The following is a 19,172-nucleotide window of genomic DNA, read 5'->3' on the forward strand; positions in this document are numbered from 1 at the left end:
CTAAATGAATCTGATCAAAAACATAGAATAATTTTTAAAAACATTATCTACACAACAGGAAAATTGTACCATAATAACTTAAAATCGATATTGTACAGTGTTCGTATCAATTAAGCTGAATATCAGCGGTTCCCGGCGAAGCCGGAACCCGCTGTAAATAAGTTGTTTTAATTGTCTAAAAAGATATTTTTCGCGAAGTCTATGATTTAAAATGTCATTTTTAATTTTAAAGTTGACATCTGATGTTGAGTTGCAAAGATTTGGTTGAAACAGTTAAAACAAGTTTCGCATCGATTAAAGAAGTAAAAAAACGCCAAAGACCCATCAGTTTAGTTGATACGTTAATGTCGGGCTATGCTTTATTCAGTTTGAAATATCCCTCTCTGTTACAGTTTGATCGTCACCATCGAGAGGATATGATTAGCCATAATCTCGAGCATATTTTTGGTATTAAAGCAGTGCCTTCAGATACTCAGATGAGAAAGCGTTTAGATGAAATTGAGCCAACCTTACTCCGACCCACTTATCGACGTCTCTTTGCGCAATGCCAGAGAAGTAAGCATTTAGAGCTATTCAAATACTATGAGAACCGCTATTTGATGCCATTGGATGGAACAGGTTATTTCAATTCAGATGATGTGCACTGTGATAACTGTTGTCAGCGGCATCATAAAAATGGACGAATTAGTTACTACCATCAAATGCTATCAGCAGCCATAGTTCATCCAGACCATAAAGTGGTGATTCCTTTTGCCCCAGAGCCGATTATGAAAACAGATGGTGCCAATAAAAACGACTGTGAACGTAATGCGGCCCTGCGTTTTCTTAATGATCTGAAACGCGAGCACCCTCATTTAAAGCTAATTTTTACAGGGGATGGTCTGTTTTCAAATGCTCCATTCATCAAACGCTTATGTGATGATGATCATTGGTTCATCCTGGTTGCCAAAGAAGGGGATCATAAACATTTGTTTGAAGAGTTTAATGCATTGCCTCGAGCTACTCATGAAGTGAGAGAAGGCAAAATAACTCATCGTTTTAGTTGGTCAAATCAAATTGCAATTAATGATACTCACCTTGATTGTATAGTGAACGTTTTAGAGTATTGGGAGGTGCATGATAATGGTAAAAAACAGCGTTGGGTTTGGGTAACCAATATTCCCTTAACTGAAAAGAATGCTTACAAAATTATGAGAGGAGGACGGGCACGACATAAGATAGAAAATGAAACGTTTAATACATTAAAAAATCAAGGATATCAGTTTGAGCACAATTTTGGTCATGGTAATAAACATTTGAGCACCGTATTTGCTCATTTGATGATGCTTGCTTTTTTTGTTGATCAGCTGCAGCAGCTTGGCTGTAAACTATTTAAAAAAGCACTTGCAAGATTGCATACTAAGCGCTCGTTATGGGAAAGAAAACGAGCATTATTTTTTGATTTTTTTATCAATAGTATTGAGGACTTATGGTCTGCTTTAGCGTTTGGACATAAGGCATCATTAGCGCCTAATTCATCATAATGCTGCAAGCATCTTTTTGTTATTATATACCGGATTGGATTTGAACTACCTTGTAAATTGATTGTTTTTTAGACTGAATCTAATTTCAGCGCTTGCGCTTGCCCTATAAAAACTGAGCTAATACCGCTTTTTAAAAATTTCTTAGGCGGGAGCCGCTGGCTGAATATGCGATAAATTGACTGTTGACCACCATTTTTATATAGTGCTGTCCATGCCATCAAGCAAATTATATTGCTTAAATTAATTACAATCTGGAGAACGCATGACGAAAAAGAAAGCGACACTTAACATCGAGGGACAAACCCCTATAGAATTACCCGTCTATAGCCCCACTTTGGGAAAAGATGTCATCGATGTTAGTAAATTAGGCACTCATGGTGTTTTTACCTATGACGAAGGATTCATGTCTACGGCCTCTTGTGAATCAAAAATTACTTATATTGATGGCGAAGAGGGTGTGTTGCTTTATCGTGGATACCCTATCGAGCAGTTGGCCGAGAAAAAAGACTTCCTCGATGTCTGCTATTTACTCTTAAACAGCGAACTGCCTACCAATGAGGAAAAAAATAAATTTGTCAATCTGATCAATAACCACACTATGGTTCATCAGCAAATGTATCAATTCTTAAATGGTTTCAGACGAGACGCCCATCCTATGGCCATTATGGTGGGAATTGTTGGTGCTTTATCCGCCTTTTATCATGAATCTATGGATCTGACTAATGAAAATGACAGATACACATCAGCTATACGACTGATTGCAAAAATGCCAACATTAGCCGCAATGAGTCATAAATACTCCATAGGCTTGCCTTACATGTATCCTCAAAACAAAATGTCTTACGCTGAAAATTTTCTGCATATGATGTTTGGCGTGCCCTCAAACGACACGACTCCTGACCCGGTATTAACAAAGGCCATGGATACCATTTTTATCCTTCATGCTGATCATGAGCAAAATGCTTCTACTTCAACGGTCAGGCTTGCTGGTTCAACGGGAGCTAATCCTTTTGCTTGCATTTCGGCCGGGATTGGAGCTTTATGGGGACCTGCTCATGGTGGAGCAAACGAAGCCTGCTTAAATATGCTTTATGAGATAGGCGACAGCAGTAACATCAATAAATACATCAAAAAGGCAAAGGATAAGGATGATCCATTTCGTTTAATGGGTTTTGGACATAGGGTTTATAAAAGCTATGATCCTCGAGCAAAAGTTATGCGTAAAACCTGTCATGATGTTCTAGAGGCTGTAGGCGCACATGAAGAACCTTTATTTAAGTTAGCCATGGAACTCGAACGTATTGCTTTAGAAGATGACTTTTTTATTGAGAAAAAACTTTATCCGAACGTCGATTTTTATTCCGGTCTCACATTGAGCGCCATCGGTATTCCAACCAATATGTTTACCGTGGTATTTGCCTTAGCTCGTACAGTGGGCTGGATGTCTCACTGGATGGAAATGGTCGCCAGCAAATCAAAAATCGGCAGGCCTCGTCAATTATATACAGGCAAAAAGAAAAGGAATGTAGATTAAGCGTTTAAATCATTCCATGTCGACTCCTGTGGCTTTTAGCCACAGGCCTAATGTTTTTTTTTGAGTAATAGCTCAATGGTGATATTAGTAAACGGCTGAGTTTGAGCTCATTTTGAGTCAAGTAAACTTCTTGTTGAAATTATTAGAGTGAGTGAATATCCTCTAAAACCGTTTTTAATGCCCTTTGCCATCCTTCATAATTCCTTTCACTGATTTGTCGCTCTTCATTTCTACGAAATTCTGTTCCAAGCTGCCACATAGTTTTTAATTGCTCTAAATCCGCAAAAACACCTAAACCAAGCGTAGCAAGAATCGCTGTACCATAAGCGGTAGTTTCTATATTAACTGGCCTTTGCACCAACAAATCGCACTGATTAGCCAAAAACTGCAAAAACCAGTTATTAGCGGACATTCCCCCGTCAACCCGTAATAAGCTCATATCAATGTTACTGGCATGTTGCATACATTGTAAAACATCTCTGACCTGGTAACACACACCTTCAAGTGCTGCCCGTGCAAAGTGTGCACGAGCAGAGAGCCTTGAAAGGCCCACAATATTGGCACTCTGCTTTGAAGTCCAATATGGAGCCCCTAAACCGGTAAAAGAAGAAATAAAATACACTCCATCATTGGAAGACAAACTTTTTGCCAATTCTTCAGATTCATCGGCTGTAGCAATTAATTTTAATTCATCACGTAGCCATTTTATGGTTGTACCAGCATGATAAATACTTCCTTCCAATCCATATACAGTCTGATTTTTTAAATTGTAGGCAATTGTAGATAATAAATGTTCTGAATCTACAATCCTTGAGCCGGTATTCATTAACAAAAATCCCCCGGTACCAAAGGTGGCTTTGATCATACCTTCTGCAAAACAACACTGGCCAATTAATGCCGATTGCTGATCGCCGGCAACCCCGGTAATAGGAACTTCATAGCCGAGTATTTCTTTCTGGATAAAACCAAAATGAGCATCACTTGAGCATACTTCAGGCAAGACAGCAGGTGGAACCTGAAAGAGTTGCAATAGCTCTTCATCCCATGCCTCATCACGAATATTATACAGCATGGTTCTTGATGCGTTCGTGACATCCGTCAGATGTGATTTTCCACCCGTAAGACGCCAGATTAAAAAACTGTCAATGGTACCGAATGCAAGCAATCCTTTTTTCGCAAGATTTGAAGCTTCAGGACAATGTTGTAGAATCCACCTTAACTTAGTGGCGGAAAAATATGGATCCAGCAATAATCCTGTTTTTTGTCGAATACTATGTTTTTCATTAGCTATAGAAGAACAAAAATCCTCTGTTCTCCTGTCCTGCCATACAATGGCTGGTGTAAGACATTGTCCACTGCGCTTATCCCAAACTACGGTGGTTTCTCGCTGATTGGTGATTCCACAACAGAGAACACTTTTAGCGGGTAAATTTTCTGTTACTTCCTTAATGGCTTTTTGTGTTTGTTGCCATATTTCTTCCGGATCGTGTTCGACCCACCCTGTTTTTGGATAAAACTGGGTTACGGGATACTGTCTAATATCAACTTGCTCTCCTTCCGAATTAAAGATAATTACCCGTGTACTGCTTGTCCCTTGATCAATGGCAAGAATATAATTCATAGTTAACAATATTCCTGATAAAGTAATAAATAGATTCATTCTAAGCCTTTTATAATGGGATCACCATATTCGATATGGTATTTCTTCAAGCTTATGAGATTTTAGGTTAATCAATTGCTCAGGGAGGCAAATATGGAACCCCTCTATGATGTTGCAGTAATTGGGGGCGGTATTAATGGCTGCGGTTGTGCTGCTGATGCAGCTTTGCGTGGACTTTCTGTGTTTCTCTGTGAAAAGGGAGATATTGCCTCACAAACCTCATCCAAAAGTACTAAACTAATACATGGAGGTTTAAGATATCTGGAACAGTATAATTTTAAATTGGTAAAAAAAGCCTTAATAGAACGCCAAAAACTATTTGAGCTGGCTCCCTATCTTGTTCACCCTATACAACTGATGTTGCCTTATGAAAAATTTTTACGCCCTTCCTGGCTCATCCGCACAGGACTTTTTATTTATGATCATTTAAGTCAAAAAAACAATTTACCTAAAAGTCGTTCAATTCACCGAAAAAACCAGTCAGGATACTTCCAACCATTAAAAAATAGATTTTATAAGGGATTTCTCTTTTATGATGGAAGTACTAACGATTCAAGACTGACTTTAGTTAATGCTATTCAAGCTAAAGAGCATGGAGCGAGGATTTGTACTCATACAGAATTGATTCAGGCTAAAACAGAGAATAATCAATGGTATTTAACGTTAAAAGATCATCGCAGCGATAGTTTGATTAATATTCAGGCCAAAACAGTCATTAATGCTACAGGTCCCTGGATAGATTCGGTCAGCAAGCGATTAAATATTTCAGAAAACAAGCAAGTGGTATGGGTCAAAGGTAGTCACATCGTGGTTCCTCAATTGTATGAAGGAAATCATGCCTATTTTTTACAAAGTAAGGACAAACGCATTATTTTTACCATACCTTATTATGGCTACACTATGATTGGCACAACAGACATACAGTTTTCCGGTTCTTTGGATGATGTTGAAATATCTCCTTCTGAAGTAGCCTATTTATGTGACCTAAGCAATCAATATTTCAATAAAAGTATCAATAAAAACATGATCATTAACAGCTGGAGCGGTGTCCGGCCCCTGATAAAAGACAAAGAAAAGCAACTTCATACCATCAGCCGAGACTATCATTTTAATGTTCACGAGCAACCCGCACCAGCCATCACGATTTATGGAGGAAAGATCACAACCTATCGCAAACTTGCAGCTGAAGTCATTGATAAGCTGGATTCAGTGTTTCCTGACTTGCCAATATCTCAAACGGCAAACCATCCTCTACCAGGGGCAGAATTGAATGGAATGAGTTTTGAAGATTATGAATATTATGCGACTGAGCACTATTCATGGTTAGAACAAAAGTTGTTAAAACGCTATTTAGACAATTACGGGACGAGAGCAGAATATATTTTAAAACATTGCCAGTCCATGGATGATCTTGGCATCTATTTTGGCCACGGTCTCTATCAAGTCGAACTTGATTATCTCCTTCAACAGGAGTGGGCAACGAGCTGCGATGATATTCTCTGGCGGCGCACTAAGTTGGGTTTAGATTTTGATAGTGATAATAGTTTGAAACTTGAAAAATATATAAACTTATACCATTCAAATCTAAACAGCAAAATGCAAATTTTATTCTGATGAACCCTCTATATCACAGTAGCCCTATTTTAATTTATAAGGTTCGCGCTTTTCTGAAGTGCGAACATCACATGAACATGCCGTTTATTACAATTCCTCTCCAGACTCACCCTCCATTCCTTTTTTAAGCTTGCTCACGTCAGTATCAATAGCCTGTTGAACCAGATCTCTTAAAGCAGCTTCAGGCATCGCTCCTGATTCAGAGTAAATGAGAACACCGTCTTTCACTATCACTACATGAGGTATAGAGCGCACATGAAACTCCTCTGCAATCTCTGGTTCTTCTTCAATATTGATCTTGGCAAATTTTACATAGGGAAACCTGTCTGAAACTCTTACAAATATTGGAGAAAAATTTTTGCATGGACCACACCATTCAGCCCAAAAATCAATAACAGCAATTCCCTCTCCAAGTAATAAGTCAATACTGTCTTTTCCTAAATGATAAACGGGCATTATTTCTCCTTATCATATATATGATTTAATATCCTATCAAAAATCTCATCGACATCCCCTCTACCATCAACTTTATGGAATTGAGGCGCACCTTCCGATTGTTGATTAGCCCATGATTGATAATATTGTATTAGGGGTTCTGTTTGCTCATGATAAACTTTCAGGCGTTTGCGAACGGTGGATTCCTTATCATCATCACGTTGAATTAAAGGTTCATTAGTCACGTCATCCCGTCCTTCATGTACGGGTTTTTGATTTTCTATATGATATACACGCCCGGATGGCTGATGAATTCTGCGGCCACTCAAACGTCGAATGATTTCCTCATCATCTACATCTATTTCAATAACATGGTCGAGATATATTTTTTTATCTCTTAATGCTTCGGCCTGAGTGATTGTCCGTGGAAAACCATCAAATAAAAAACCAAGCTGGCAATCGGTCTGTTTCAGTCTCTCTTTGACTAAATCAATAATAATATCATCGGAAACCAATTTTCCCTCATCCATAACTTTTTTTGCACTTTTTCCAAGTTCCGTTCCTTCAGCAATGGCTGCGCGTAACATGTCTCCAGTGGATATCTGGGGAATATTAAAATATTGACTCAAGCGCTTGGCCTGAGTACCTTTTCCAGCACCTGGACCACCTAATAACATTAATCGCATTCATCACTCCTTAAACTTAAAACATGCCCTAGAGCATTTGAATGATTTAAAAATGAATAGTCTAAATTTGATTTAAAGATAACCAAATAAACTCATTAAAATCACCATGGAAATTGCTGTTCCCAAGAATTGATCCTGAAGCAGGAATTTTGAGGCAAAAATTGTACAAACTTAAGTCATATGACCGTTGACAATCCTACTATCTTGAGCCAAAACGTCAGGACAATAATCATACATTTACTTAAACCAGAATCTTCTGGATACCTTACAACTTGTCAGTTGTCTTTCATAAAACTGACTTTTTGCTTTCACTTTTCTTGCCACAGCAATCAACCATGGTTTTTTTAAATAGGTTTTACGTTGATAGCCCCCTATACCTTCATGATATGCCAAATAAAGCTTATAAGCATCATTTTTAGGGATACCTGTTCTCATATGAGCTTGATGGGCATACCATCCGATAAAATCGGCAGCGTCGCCAAAATCGTCCCGTGAGACCCAATAGCCACCCTCTGATTTCTTATACAGTTTCCACGTAGAGTGCAAGGCCTGAGAATAACCATAAGCAGTTGATGGCCTTTTCCAGGGGATGATCCACAAAAGTTTAGTACGCGGCGGTTTTGCCCTGCCATTAAATTTTGACTCCTGATGAATAATAGCCATCTGTACAGATACTGGAACTTTCCATCTTCTTTCAACAGCCCTCGTTTCCGCATGCCATTTAGGGTATTGAGCAAATATTTTACATATATTATTAACATCATTAGGTGGCGTTTTTACGCAGGCAGCCAGTTGCATACATACCAGAACCAGCAGAGTAATTTTTTGCATTTATTATAATCAGCAAATTCAGTTTCATTATTAGTACCAGAAAAATAAATAAAATAAAACTAATTACCCTATATTTCCCAGGACGAATTATATTTTGTCTTATTTACGCCATCCCTGCGCAAACAAACGTACATCCATCTTGCAAATGAATTGACGAATTCATAAAGAAATAGATTTTTGCCTGCCAGGAAACATGGAGTAAACGAGCATTTGAAATTCCAAAAAGCATTCAAAGAGCAAAAAAAGAAGCTGCGTTACATGATTTAATCAATACATGAGTTAATCAAATGGTATGAGCTTGACCTGTGAAGCGGGATGAGTTCATTTTAAATTTTAATCTTTTTATGATACTGTATCCGGCATTCCACACTGGCCTTTTTTGCTAAAAACTGAGTACTTTTGACATGTAAACTATGCTTTCTCTAAAGATTGACTCAGAAGCAGTATCATTCATTTTTCAGGAATATTGTATGTCCGTTCTGGTATTTGATATTGAAACCGTTCCAGATATTGTTACGGGTAAAAGAATATACGGCCTTGATGGCTTAGATGCTATAGACTGTTCCGAGGCTATGTTTGCTTTACGGAGAGAAAAAACAGGCACTGATTTTCTACCTCACTATCTACAGAAAATAGTGGCGATTTCTCTTGTCTTAAGCCACGGCTCAAACGTTAAGGTATGGTCATTAGGAACTGAGAACTCTGAAGAAAAAGAATTGATTTCTCGTTTTTTTTCAGGAATTGATAAGCATACCCCGATTTTAGTCAGTTGGAATGGCAGTGGTTTTGATTTACCTGTGCTTCATTATCGTGCTTTATTGCATGGAGTCACAGCCACAACCTACTGGGAAACAGGAGATAATCAACAAAATTTTCGCTGGAACAATTACTTAAGTAGATTCCACTATCGACACTTAGATCTTATGGATGTGTTGGCAGCTTATCAGCTCAAAGCTTTCGCTCCGCTGGATGAAGTAGCCACTATGTTGGGTTTCCCAGGCAAAATGGGAATGAGTGGTCATAAAGTATGGGAGCAGTACCTTGCAGGCAACTTGAAAGGTGTTCGTGATTACTGTGAAACCGATGTTTTAAACACCTACTGCATTTATCTGCGCTTTGAACTCATGAGAGGAAATTTAAGTCCTGCCGAATATGAAATATCAATAAATAGCTTAATCCATTACTTAAACCAGGAAACAGACAAAACGCATTTGCAGGAATTTGCAAAAAACATGAAAAAAATTGAGTCTAATTTGCATACATAAAATGAATTACCCATGTATGGAATTATCAATAATCTTCTTTTCATCCTGCATGCCGTCATCGCATTTTTAGTGCAAGTAAATGAGCATTTACATTCAAAATTACTCAGTTTTTAGCAAAGGAAGTGCGAAATACCGATTTCATAATGAAAATATGGCATTTAATATTTTTTTTCTGAAAACAGCCAAGGCAGGTAGCATCAAATATCCTCCCAATTGACGGCTCCATTGTAAAACCCGATTCATCCCTCCCATTCGCCATAAGAGAAAAACAACCGGCAATACCACGGTTATCAATAGTAACTGATTATTTTTTATAATATCCAACCAATATTGTCTATGTAATATAAACTGTTTTTGATGATAACGAATTCTATTTTCAGTTTCGGCTATGGCCTGTATTATCTCTTTCCTGGAGGTCATGAGTATTGCTTCCTTTAGTGTCAGCTAAAATTTGTCTTGTTTTTTCAAAACTCATTTTTTTCAGATTAAATTTCAAGTAACGAAGCAAAATAATAAAAAACAGGATATTTAATCCACAAACAGAGACTAGCGCTAAAAAAATACTATCGAACAGCTTTTCCAGCACATATCCCCCAAGCACCATAATGGAAATCCAGGTGCTTAAGAGGATCACTATTAATAAACACAGATTCAGCAACAACGGAAATACGCTTAATCCAGCAAGTCTTATTTCTAGTTTTATCAAGGAAAAAATTGCTTTAAATACTTCCAGTTTACTGGAAACAAGACCTGTTAATTCATCAATGGCTTTCATTCTTTCCTGAGAATTGCTGATACTAAAAATCCCACTCCTGCAGCAATGAGGACAGAGGCCAATGGGTTTTTCCTGACTTTATTTAATAAAACATCGGAATATTCTTTGGCTGCATCCTGGGCCTCATGAACTTTGTCTATACCATCTTCATAAAGTTCGTGAGCAAATTTTTTGCTCTCATTCATTAAATCACTGGCTGCTTGTTTAACATCAGCTCTGGCCTCTGCTGTAGAAGGGTTTTGTGTCGTCGCTTTCCTGTTCATATTGTCACTCCCTTTTATAATTTTATTCAGATATTAACTTCCCTTAATAAAGCGTAGTATATTATTTAATGATATATAAATTTTTTGAAATTTTTTTCGGAAAATCGATTCACACTATATATTTATTATTGATCCTGAAAAAGATTTATATAGCAATCATATATAATTCTAGCCATGTGACCCAACAAGATCAGGAATAAAAGCCAGGACGCAAAACAAAAAATGCAAATACCAATTGAATATATATTTATAGGATCATCCATCTTACTCATTCTAAGTGTTTTAGCCAATAAGGCTTCCGAAAGACTTGGGCTACCCTCATTATTACTTTTTCTCATCATTGGAATGGTAGCAGGTTCTGATGGACTTGGCGGTATTGAATTTGAAAATGCCTTATTGGCGCAGTCCGTGGGCATTGGTGCGCTTGTATCTATATTATTTTCAGGTGGTCTGGATACTGATTGGAACATTATTCGCCCCATAGTTAAAGAAGGGATCCTCTTATCAACTATTGGTGTTGTCTTGACTGCTTTTTTTATGGCAGGATTCACTTATTTCTTTACTCATTTCTCCTTCACTGAAAGTATGCTACTTGGTGCTATTGTTTCTTCCACTGATGCAGCAGCTGTTTTTTCCATTTTACGCTCGCGTAACGTCCGTTTAAAAAAGGAAGTACAGGCAATTATCGAACTTGAATCTGCAAGTAATGATCCAACAGCAGTATTGCTAACGATTGGTTTTATTCAGATCATTCTCATTCCAGCGACAGGTTTTGCCGATTTAAGCTGGTTATTTATGACACAGGTCACAATTGGCATTGCCTTTGGGTGGACAATGGGACATCTTATTCCTAAGGCTATTAATGGATTACATCTTGCTTATGCTGGTCTATATCCTGTGTTAACGGTAGCATTTGTACTGTTTACTTATGGTGTTACAGCAGCGTTGCACGGCAATGGTTTTATAGCGGTTTATCTGGCAGGATTAATCATGGGGCGCCACAAATTTCTTTATAAAAAAGAATTAACCTCATTTCATGACGGTTTAACCTGGCTAATGCAGATAATTATGTTCTTAACGTTAGGTTTGTTAGTGTTTCCTTCAAAACTGCTTGGGTTATTTAGCATAGATATCATCATTGCTTTTTTTCTTATTTTGATTGCAAGACCGCTCAGTGTGTTTATCGTTTTATCACACAGTAAATTTAATTATAAAGAATTATCCATGATTTCATGGGTAGGCTTGCGCGGAGCTGTGCCTATCATCCTCGCTACATTCCCTCTGGTTTCTGGTGTTCCTAAAGCTGATACCATATTCAACCATGTATTCTTTATTGTATTAACTTCTATATTGATTCAGGGAACGTTGGTTCCGTATGTTGCGCGATTTTTAAGGGTTGAAAAATAATGATGTAAAAATCTTTATTCTGCGCCAGTATTTTTAAATTAAATCAGTTTCCTTAAAACGATAGCATCTTCTTTTTTGTTGTTATCGTCCGAGTAATAATCTTTTTTTATTTCAAATTGTTCAAAACCCAGGCTTTTATATAAATTAAGCGCAACTAAATTGCTCGGTCTGACCTCAAGATGAGCAATCTCAATTCCCGAATGCTCTAAAGAATCAATAACGGAGTTCAATAATAATTTACCATAACCTTTGGATTGAAACGATTTAGCGATACAAAAGTTTAAAATATGGCATTGATTTAAATCGTAACGGCAAATAATATATCCAGCAATATTTTGATTTAATTCCAAAACTCGGCAGTCATAACCCACAAAAAGACAATCACTAAGAATGCTTCGACTCCACGGTGCTCGTTGTGTCGACGACTCTATTGTATAAACAGCGTCAATATCTTCCTTCTTCATTGGGCGAATTTTTACGCTCATAAGTTATCCCGTTCGCCATTCTCAATTCGATTATTTTAATTGTAAGACTATAAAATTAAAACAAAATTAAGGTGTTCGGTATAGATAACTGCTTTGAAGCACCCTTTCTTTAAGTATGGTGTTAAAAATGAAAGGATGTCTATTTTTAATGATACTCATATTACTCAGAACAGCATTTTTTAGCAGATTTGGAATTTCAAAGAGCAGTTAATGGAGTAAAAAGCATTTGAAATTGCAAAACGATGAAACTGAGTAACATGAGCTATTAACAAATATTCGTATCAATAGACTTTTATCACTGGCGAATATTCCCTCCGTGTCACTGCTTTTTCTTTTTAGGTAAATATAAATCCGTCACCGTTCCTTCAAAGACTTCAGCAGATAAACCAATGGTTTCAGATAACGTCGGATGAGGATGAATGGTTAAAGCAATGTCTTCAACATCACAACCCATTTCAATAGCCAAGGCTGTTTCAGAGATCAAATCACCTGCATTTACACCTACAATTCCAGCACCCAGAATACGATTTGTATCAGGATCAAACAATAATTTGGTTAATCCTTCTGCCCTTGCCACGCTTAGAGCTCGACCACTGGCCGCCCAAGGGAAACTGCCTTTTTCATATTTAATTCCTTTTTCTTTTGCTTCTTTTTCCGTTAACCCAGCCCAGGCCAGTTCTGGATCAGTATAGGCAACGCTCGCAATACATTGTGGTTCAAAATAATGTTTCTTCCCTGCAATGACTTCTGCCGCGACCCGACCTTCGGGAATGGCTTTATGAGCCAACATAGGCTGGCCAACCACATCGCCAATAGCGAAAATATGCTCTATATTAGTGCGCATTTGTTTATCAACCTTGATAAATCCGTGATCATCCACTTCAACGCCTGCCTTATCCGCTGCAATTTCACCACCATTAGGTTTTCTGCCCACAGAAACCAAAACTTGTTGATAGCAAACAGGCTTCTCTGTTTTATGCTCACCTTCCATGCTCACATAAATACCATCTTTCTTCGCTTCCATAGCTGTGACTTTAGTTTTAAGCAAAAATTTAACGCCCTTTTTCTCCATGTGTTTTTGCAAAATTTTAACCAGATCACCATCAGCGCCGGGAATTAACTGATCCATAAATTCAACCACAGTAACTTTAACACCCAGCGCACTGTATACGGTAGCCATTTCCATACCAATAATACCACCACCGAGCACTAAAAGATCGCCTTTAATATCATTAAGATCTAAAGCACCGGTTGAACTATAAATACGCTTGTCTTCGGGAATAAAAGGTAATTTAACCGATTCGCTTCCTACCGCTATAATGGCGTTCTCAAATTCAATTTCAACCGTCCCTTCTTTGCTTTCGACCTCCAATTGATGACTGCCACTAAATTTACCAACGCCTGTAACAATCTCTACCTTTCGTTGTTTGGCCAATGACTTTAAACCGCCGGTAAGTTTTCCTACCACGGAGTTTTTCCACTCAAGCAGCTTTTTTGTCTCTATTTTGGGCTTTCCGAAAGATATACCCTGTTCAGTCATCTCCCGGCTTTCATCCAAAACCTTAGCTACATGCAATAATGCCTTGGAAGGTATGCATCCCACATTGAGACAAACGCCTCCAATGGATTCATAACGTTCAACCAAAACAACTTTTTTTCCGAGATCTGCCGCACGAAATGCCGCAGTATATCCTCCTGGTCCGCTACCAAGAACGACCACATCAGTTTTAATCTTTTTACTCATTACAAAGCCTCATTATTAAACATTCTTTAGGTTTTGTTGAACTTTCCCCATAACAAATTCAACGGAGCCTGGTATTTAAACATAATTTAGAGCTGTCGCTATTAAATTAAGGCAACAGCTTACAATAACACACGCCTGATATCACCCAATGTTTCAGCAATATAGCGCGTAAAACGTGCGGCTTCTGCGCCATCAATCACTCGATGATCGTAGGAAAGAGATAAAGGAAGCATCAGCCTCGGTGCAAATTTATCACCATCATAAACCGGTTTCACTGATGAACGAGACAAGCCAAGAATAGCAACTTCCGGGCCATTCACAATGGGGGTAAAAGCCGTACCACCAATGCCGCCAAGACTTGAAATAGTAAAACAACCACCGCTCATTTCTACCGGCATTAAACCTTTATCACGTGCTTTTGAGCTTAAACGAGCCATTTCCTTGGCAATATCAGCAACCGAAAGCTGCCCCACATCTCGAATGACAGGAACAACGAGGCCATTTTCTGTTTCAACAGCAATACCAATATTAAAATATTTTTTGTAAATTAAATTTTCTCCACTCTCATCCAGAGATGTGTTGAACTGTGGGAATTCCTTTAATGCCTTGCTCACCACTTTGCAGACAAAAGCCAAAACAGTTAACTTATAACCCGCTTTTTTTGCTTTTTCCTGCTCCGTCTTGCGAAATGACTCCAACTCAGTTATATCGGCTTCATCAAATTGAGTTACATGTGGAATATTAATCCATGAGCGGTGAACATTGATGCCAGTCAGCCTTTTAATTTTATTTAAAGGTTTTATATCTATTTCCCCATATTTACTGAAATCGATCTGGGGAGCAGGAGGCAAAGAAACTCCTGTGGCTGTTGTTTTTTCGCTCAGTTTCTGTTTTACATAATTTTGTATATCTTCTTTGGTAATTCTGGATTTTCGACCCGTTCCTTTTACCTTGCCAAGATCTACACCAAATTCCCTGGCTATTTTACGAACCGCAGGCCCGGCAGGAAGCATTACTGCCTCTTCCTTTTCCTGAACCGGTGCTTTGACTGCTTCAGATTTTGTTTCTGTCGTTGGTAGCTTCTCTTCTTTTTCCTTTTTTTTATTCTCTGTCTCTTCAGAAGCTTCTATTTCCACTTTTTTATCTGTTTTAACCTGCAAAGTTAATATCAAATCTCCTTGAGAAACTTTGTCACCTACATTCATACTGATCTTATCAACAACTCCTGCACAAGGAGCTGGTATATCCATGGTGGCCTTATCCCCTTCCAAAGTAATCAGTGCTTGGTCCTTTGAAATTTTATCTCCACTTTGAACCATAATCTCGATCACATCTACATCAGTTGCCCCGCCAATATCAGGAATTCTCACTTCTTTAATTTCTGTTTTTTCATGAGTTTCTTCTTGCTGTTCAGACGGGGTTGATTTTTTACCAGACTCGATATCTTTTTCTGTTTTCTTTTCTGTAGATTTATCCTCTTTACTGGATTTAGCCTCTTGTCCTTCCAATGTTAAAATCAGATCGCCTTCCGAAACTTTATCACCCGCTTTTACTTGAATTTCCTTCACCTTACCTGCTTTGGGAGATGGAATGTCCATACTGGCCTTCTCTGACTCCAAAGTAATTAAAGGAGTATCTGTATCTATTTCATCCCCTTCATTTACTAAAATTTCTATCACATCCACATTGGTAGCACCACCGATATCAGGAACCTTTATTTTATTTTCTTCTGCCATTTTTTCCTCAACAAATGTTTTATGCAGGCTATATATGTTTTATATGTTTTGCCAGCTCAGACTATTTTTAAGATCCGTTGGTATTTTTTCTACCAGCCTGGTCGTAAATCTCCAATGTTCTGTCTTCACTACATATGCATTGAAGATCATTGAAGATTTTCAACTCAAGCTGGCGAAAACATCAAAAAACCTTTAGTTTCTTTAATAAAATTTGGGAAATACATTACTGTGTCACTGGTTCAGGTTTATCAGGATGAATGTCATAACGTTTCATGACCTCAGAAACAAGAGATTTCGAGACATTCCCCTGTTCAGCTAACGCACTTACAGCCGCTAACACAACGTATTTTGCATCCACTTCGAAAAAATGTCTTAATTGTTCACGTGTATCGCTACGCCCATATCCATCTGTACCTAAAGTTATATAAGGTGCTGATATAAACGGACGAATTTGTTCGGCATACAGTCTCATATAATCTGTACTGGCGATAATAGGACCTTTGCGATCTTTTAACTGACTGCTTACATAAGCTTCTCTTGGCTTTGAATCAGGGTTCATGCGATTATACCGTTCCACCGACAAACCATCACGCCGTAATTCGGTAAAACTGGTAATGCTCCAGATATCTGCGGTGATGGAAAAGTCCTCTTTTAACATTCTTGCAGCCTCAATAACTTCTCGTAAAATCGTACCGCTGCCGAGCAATTGAACATGGTTTTTTGACTTTTTCGCAGCTTCCTTAAGCAAATACATGCCTTTAATTATTCCTTCTTCAACGTTTTTAGGCATATCAGGATGGCTATAGTTTTCATTCATAACCGTAATGTAATAAAAAATATTTTCCTGTTTTTCGTACATACGTTTCAAGCCATTTTGAATGATCACCGCGAGTTCATAGGCATAAGTTGGATCATAACTCACGCAATTAGGAATCGTAGAAGACAGTATATGACTGTGTCCATCTTGATGTTGCAATCCTTCACCTGCAAGAGTTGTACGACCAGCCGTTCCGCCCAGCAAAAATCCGCGAGCTTGCATGTCACCAGCCGCCCAGGCTAAATCACCAACCCTCTGGAAACCAAACATTGAATAATAAATATAAAATGGAATCATCGTGAGTTTGTTAGAACTGTAAGAGGTGGCAGCAGCTATCCACGAGCAAAAAGCTCCGGCTTCATTGATGCCTTCCTCCAGAATCTGGCCGTCACGAGCCTCACGATAGTACATGACTTGTTCATGATCAACCGGCGTATAAAGCTGATCGACTGGGGAATAAATACCGATCTGTCTGAATAGACCTTCCATTCCGAATGTTCGACATTCATCAGGTATAATAGGGACAATTCTTGAACCCAATTCCTTATCTTTTAATAAGGTTGACAATATACGAACAAAAGCCATAGTGGTTGATATTTCCCGATCACCTGTCCCTTTTGTTACATTGGAAAATGCCGACAGTTCCGGTATTTTTAAAGGTTCACCTTCCGTTGTTCTGGAAGGTAAATATCCTCCCAAAGCTTCACGTTGTTTTGTCAAAAATTGAATTTCCGGACTCTCATCATCCGGCCGATAAAAGGGAACTTTATCAATATCATCATCACTTATAGGTATACTGAAACGATCTCGGAAAGCACGAAGCTGTTCAATAGTCATTTTCTTTTGTTGGTGGGTAATGTTTTGGCCTTCACCTGCAGCTCCCATACCATAACCTTTAATGGTTTTGGCAAGAATAACCGTGGGACTGCCTGTATGTTCTGTGGCAGCTGTATAGGCGGCATATACTTTTTGTGGATCATGCCCACCACGGTTCAAACGCCAGATTTCATCATCGGAGTAATTTTCAACCATTTTTTTTAATTCAAGATATTGACCAAAGAAGTGTTCTCTTACATACGCACCATCATTGGCTTTATAAGCTTGATAGTCCCCATCTACACATTCTTCCATCCGCTTTTGTAACAGACCCTGGTCATCGCGGGCAAACAATGGATCCCAACGCCCTCCCCAGACCACTTTGATAACATTCCAGCCAGCGCCGCGGAATAGTCCTTCCAATTCCTGGATGATTTTGCCATTACCTCTCACTGGTCCGTCAAGCCGTTGTAAATTACAATTCACCACAAAAATAAGATTGTCTAACTTTTCCCTTGCTGCTATCGATAAAGCACCTACAGATTCAGGCTCATCCATTTCTCCATCACCGAGAAATGCCCATACTTTCCGCCCTTCAGATTTAATCAGGCTGCGATTTTCAAGATATTTTAAAAAACGAGCCTGATAAATGGCTTGTAAAGGACCCAAACCCATGGAAACGGTAGGAAATTGCCAGAAATGACTCATGAGCCAAGGATGAGGATAAGAAGAAAGTCCCTCTCCCTCTACTTCCTGCCTGAAATGAGCAAGCTGTTTCTCTGTCAACCGGCCTTCTAAAAAAGCACGGGCATAAATACCAGGTGAAGAATGTCCTTGTATATACAACAAATCACCGCCGTTTTTACCTTTGGGGCCTTTAAAAAAATAATTAAAACCAATTTCATATAATGTGGCTGCGGAAGCATAAGAGGCAATATGACCGCCCAGCTCGGGAGCATATTTACCAGCTCTTAAAACCATTGCTACGGCGTTCCAACGTATTAAAGCACTGATGCGTTTACCTAATCCATCATCTGGAGGCATTGATTTTTCTGCATGCACAGGAATGGTGTTTCGATAAGGGGTATGAATAGATTCCGTTAAACTCAAGCCTTCAGTTTTCGCCTTTTTGACCAGTTGCTTTAATATAAAAGCAGCGCGTTCTTTTCCATCCACAGCGAAAACAGACTGTAATGCATCAAGCCACTCACGTGTTTCCACTGGATCAATATCATTTTTCATATTATCAGACATGAACAAATACCTCGTAAGCAATCGTATTTATTAACAGCATTTTGATGCTGGTTTAAGTCTTTTCTGTATTATACCATTGCATGATTGAATACAGGTGTCGAAATCAGCGCAACAATTACAGGTGACTTTGCGGCATTGTAGTGGATCACGATAAGAATTCAACTCTCGGGCAACAACTTCTCCCTTTACGCATTGCTCGTGCACATATCTAGAATATTTTTTTCGCGTGGAAAAAATGGATCTGGACTGACAATTACCGCAGCTATCCTTGCATAATTTAAAACAATCATTTTTTTTCATTTGACATGTTATTTTGCATGTAGCCGC

The 19,172-nt window shown here is 38.5% G+C and carries 16 protein-coding genes; 5 read left to right on the plus strand and 11 right to left on the minus strand.

Annotated elements, in window-relative coordinates:
* Nucleotides 1–242: 242 nt before the first annotated feature.
* Nucleotides 243–1,523 carry a hypothetical protein gene (locus tag E4T55_RS00710; RefSeq protein WP_058501406.1) on the plus strand — a complete coding sequence of 427 codons (1,281 nt, stop codon included), beginning with the start codon at nucleotides 243–245 and terminating at the stop codon, nucleotides 1,521–1,523.
* Between the two features lie 262 nt (nucleotides 1,524–1,785).
* A complete protein-coding gene (gene gltA, locus E4T55_RS00715) occupies nucleotides 1,786–3,057 on the plus strand; it encodes a citrate synthase (protein ID WP_058501407.1) in 1,272 nt (423 codons plus the stop codon).
* Nucleotides 3,058–3,199: 142 nt separating this feature from the next.
* Here gltA and glpK read toward each other — a convergent pair whose 3' ends face one another.
* Nucleotides 3,200–4,678 carry a glycerol kinase GlpK gene (glpK, locus tag E4T55_RS00720; RefSeq protein WP_058501408.1) on the minus strand — a complete coding sequence of 493 codons (1,479 nt, stop codon included), beginning with the start codon at nucleotides 4,676–4,678 and terminating at the stop codon, nucleotides 3,200–3,202.
* A 132-nt stretch (nucleotides 4,679–4,810) separates the two neighbouring features.
* Between glpK and glpD the strand changes: the two genes are divergently transcribed.
* Complete coding sequence (glpD, locus tag E4T55_RS00725; RefSeq protein ID WP_058501409.1) at nucleotides 4,811–6,331, plus strand: glycerol-3-phosphate dehydrogenase; 1,521 nt, start codon at nucleotides 4,811–4,813, stop codon at nucleotides 6,329–6,331.
* Nucleotides 6,332–6,418: 87 nt separating this feature from the next.
* On the opposite strand, the gene E4T55_RS00730 is transcribed toward glpD, so the two are convergent.
* The 3 genes from E4T55_RS00730 to E4T55_RS00740 all read right to left on the minus strand — a co-directional run bounded on the left by E4T55_RS00730 (nucleotide 6,419) and on the right by E4T55_RS00740 (nucleotide 8,283).
* Complete coding sequence (locus E4T55_RS00730; RefSeq protein WP_058501410.1) at nucleotides 6,419–6,787, minus strand: thioredoxin family protein; 369 nt, start codon at nucleotides 6,785–6,787, stop codon at nucleotides 6,419–6,421.
* Nucleotides 6,787–7,452, minus strand: a complete 666-nt coding sequence (adk, locus tag E4T55_RS00735) for an adenylate kinase (RefSeq protein WP_058501411.1) — start codon at nucleotides 7,450–7,452, stop codon at nucleotides 6,787–6,789. The genes E4T55_RS00730 and adk overlap by 1 nt, the downstream gene beginning before the upstream one ends.
* Nucleotides 7,453–7,689: 237 nt before the next feature.
* Nucleotides 7,690–8,283 (minus strand): transglycosylase SLT domain-containing protein, encoded by a 594-nt coding sequence (locus E4T55_RS00740; protein ID WP_058501412.1) that lies wholly within the window; start codon nucleotides 8,281–8,283, stop codon nucleotides 7,690–7,692.
* A gap of 470 nt (nucleotides 8,284–8,753) precedes the next feature.
* On the opposite strand from E4T55_RS00740, the gene E4T55_RS00745 reads away from it, so the two are divergent.
* Entirely contained in the window at nucleotides 8,754–9,548 is a 795-nt protein-coding gene (locus tag E4T55_RS00745) for a 3'-5' exonuclease (protein WP_058501413.1), read from the plus strand.
* A 138-nt stretch (nucleotides 9,549–9,686) separates the two neighbouring features.
* On the opposite strand, the gene E4T55_RS00750 is transcribed toward E4T55_RS00745, so the two are convergent.
* The 3 genes from E4T55_RS00750 to E4T55_RS00760 are packed head-to-tail and all read right to left on the minus strand — an operon-like array spanning nucleotide 9,687 to nucleotide 10,586.
* A complete protein-coding gene (locus E4T55_RS00750) occupies nucleotides 9,687–9,968 on the minus strand; it encodes a hypothetical protein (protein WP_058501414.1) in 282 nt (93 codons plus the stop codon).
* On the minus strand, nucleotides 9,925–10,323 hold the full coding sequence (locus E4T55_RS00755) for a hypothetical protein (RefSeq protein ID WP_058501415.1): 399 nt from the start codon (nucleotides 10,321–10,323) through the stop codon (nucleotides 9,925–9,927). Before E4T55_RS00755 ends, E4T55_RS00750 begins: the two co-directional genes overlap by 44 nt.
* Nucleotides 10,320–10,586: a DUF883 family protein gene (locus tag E4T55_RS00760; protein WP_058501416.1), complete on the minus strand. Its 267-nt coding sequence runs from the start codon at nucleotides 10,584–10,586 to the stop codon at nucleotides 10,320–10,322. The genes E4T55_RS00755 and E4T55_RS00760 overlap by 4 nt, the downstream gene beginning before the upstream one ends.
* 222 nt (nucleotides 10,587–10,808) lie before the next feature.
* On the opposite strand from E4T55_RS00760, the gene E4T55_RS00765 reads away from it, so the two are divergent.
* Nucleotides 10,809–11,993, plus strand: a complete 1,185-nt coding sequence (locus E4T55_RS00765; RefSeq protein WP_058501417.1) for a potassium/proton antiporter — start codon at nucleotides 10,809–10,811, stop codon at nucleotides 11,991–11,993.
* A gap of 38 nt (nucleotides 11,994–12,031) precedes the next feature.
* Here the strand turns inward: E4T55_RS00765 and rimI are convergent, their stop codons facing one another.
* The 4 genes from rimI to aceE form a co-directional block, all read right to left on the minus strand.
* Nucleotides 12,032–12,478, minus strand: a complete 447-nt coding sequence (gene rimI, locus E4T55_RS00770) for a ribosomal protein S18-alanine N-acetyltransferase (protein ID WP_058501418.1) — start codon at nucleotides 12,476–12,478, stop codon at nucleotides 12,032–12,034.
* A gap of 319 nt (nucleotides 12,479–12,797) precedes the next feature.
* Entirely contained in the window at nucleotides 12,798–14,222 is a 1,425-nt protein-coding gene (lpdA, locus tag E4T55_RS00775; protein WP_058501419.1) for a dihydrolipoyl dehydrogenase, read from the minus strand.
* 119 nt (nucleotides 14,223–14,341) lie between these two features.
* On the minus strand, nucleotides 14,342–15,958 hold the full coding sequence (aceF, locus tag E4T55_RS00780; protein ID WP_058501420.1) for a dihydrolipoyllysine-residue acetyltransferase: 1,617 nt from the start codon (nucleotides 15,956–15,958) through the stop codon (nucleotides 14,342–14,344).
* Nucleotides 15,959–16,181: 223 nt separating this feature from the next.
* Nucleotides 16,182–18,845 carry a pyruvate dehydrogenase (acetyl-transferring), homodimeric type gene (aceE, locus tag E4T55_RS00785; protein WP_058501421.1) on the minus strand — a complete coding sequence of 888 codons (2,664 nt, stop codon included), beginning with the start codon at nucleotides 18,843–18,845 and terminating at the stop codon, nucleotides 16,182–16,184.
* Between the last annotated feature and the right edge of the window lie 327 nt (nucleotides 18,846–19,172).

Source organism: Legionella israelensis, from assembly GCF_004571175.1.
In the GTDB taxonomy this organism is placed as follows: Bacteria; Pseudomonadota; Gammaproteobacteria; order Legionellales; family Legionellaceae; genus Legionella_D; species Legionella_D israelensis.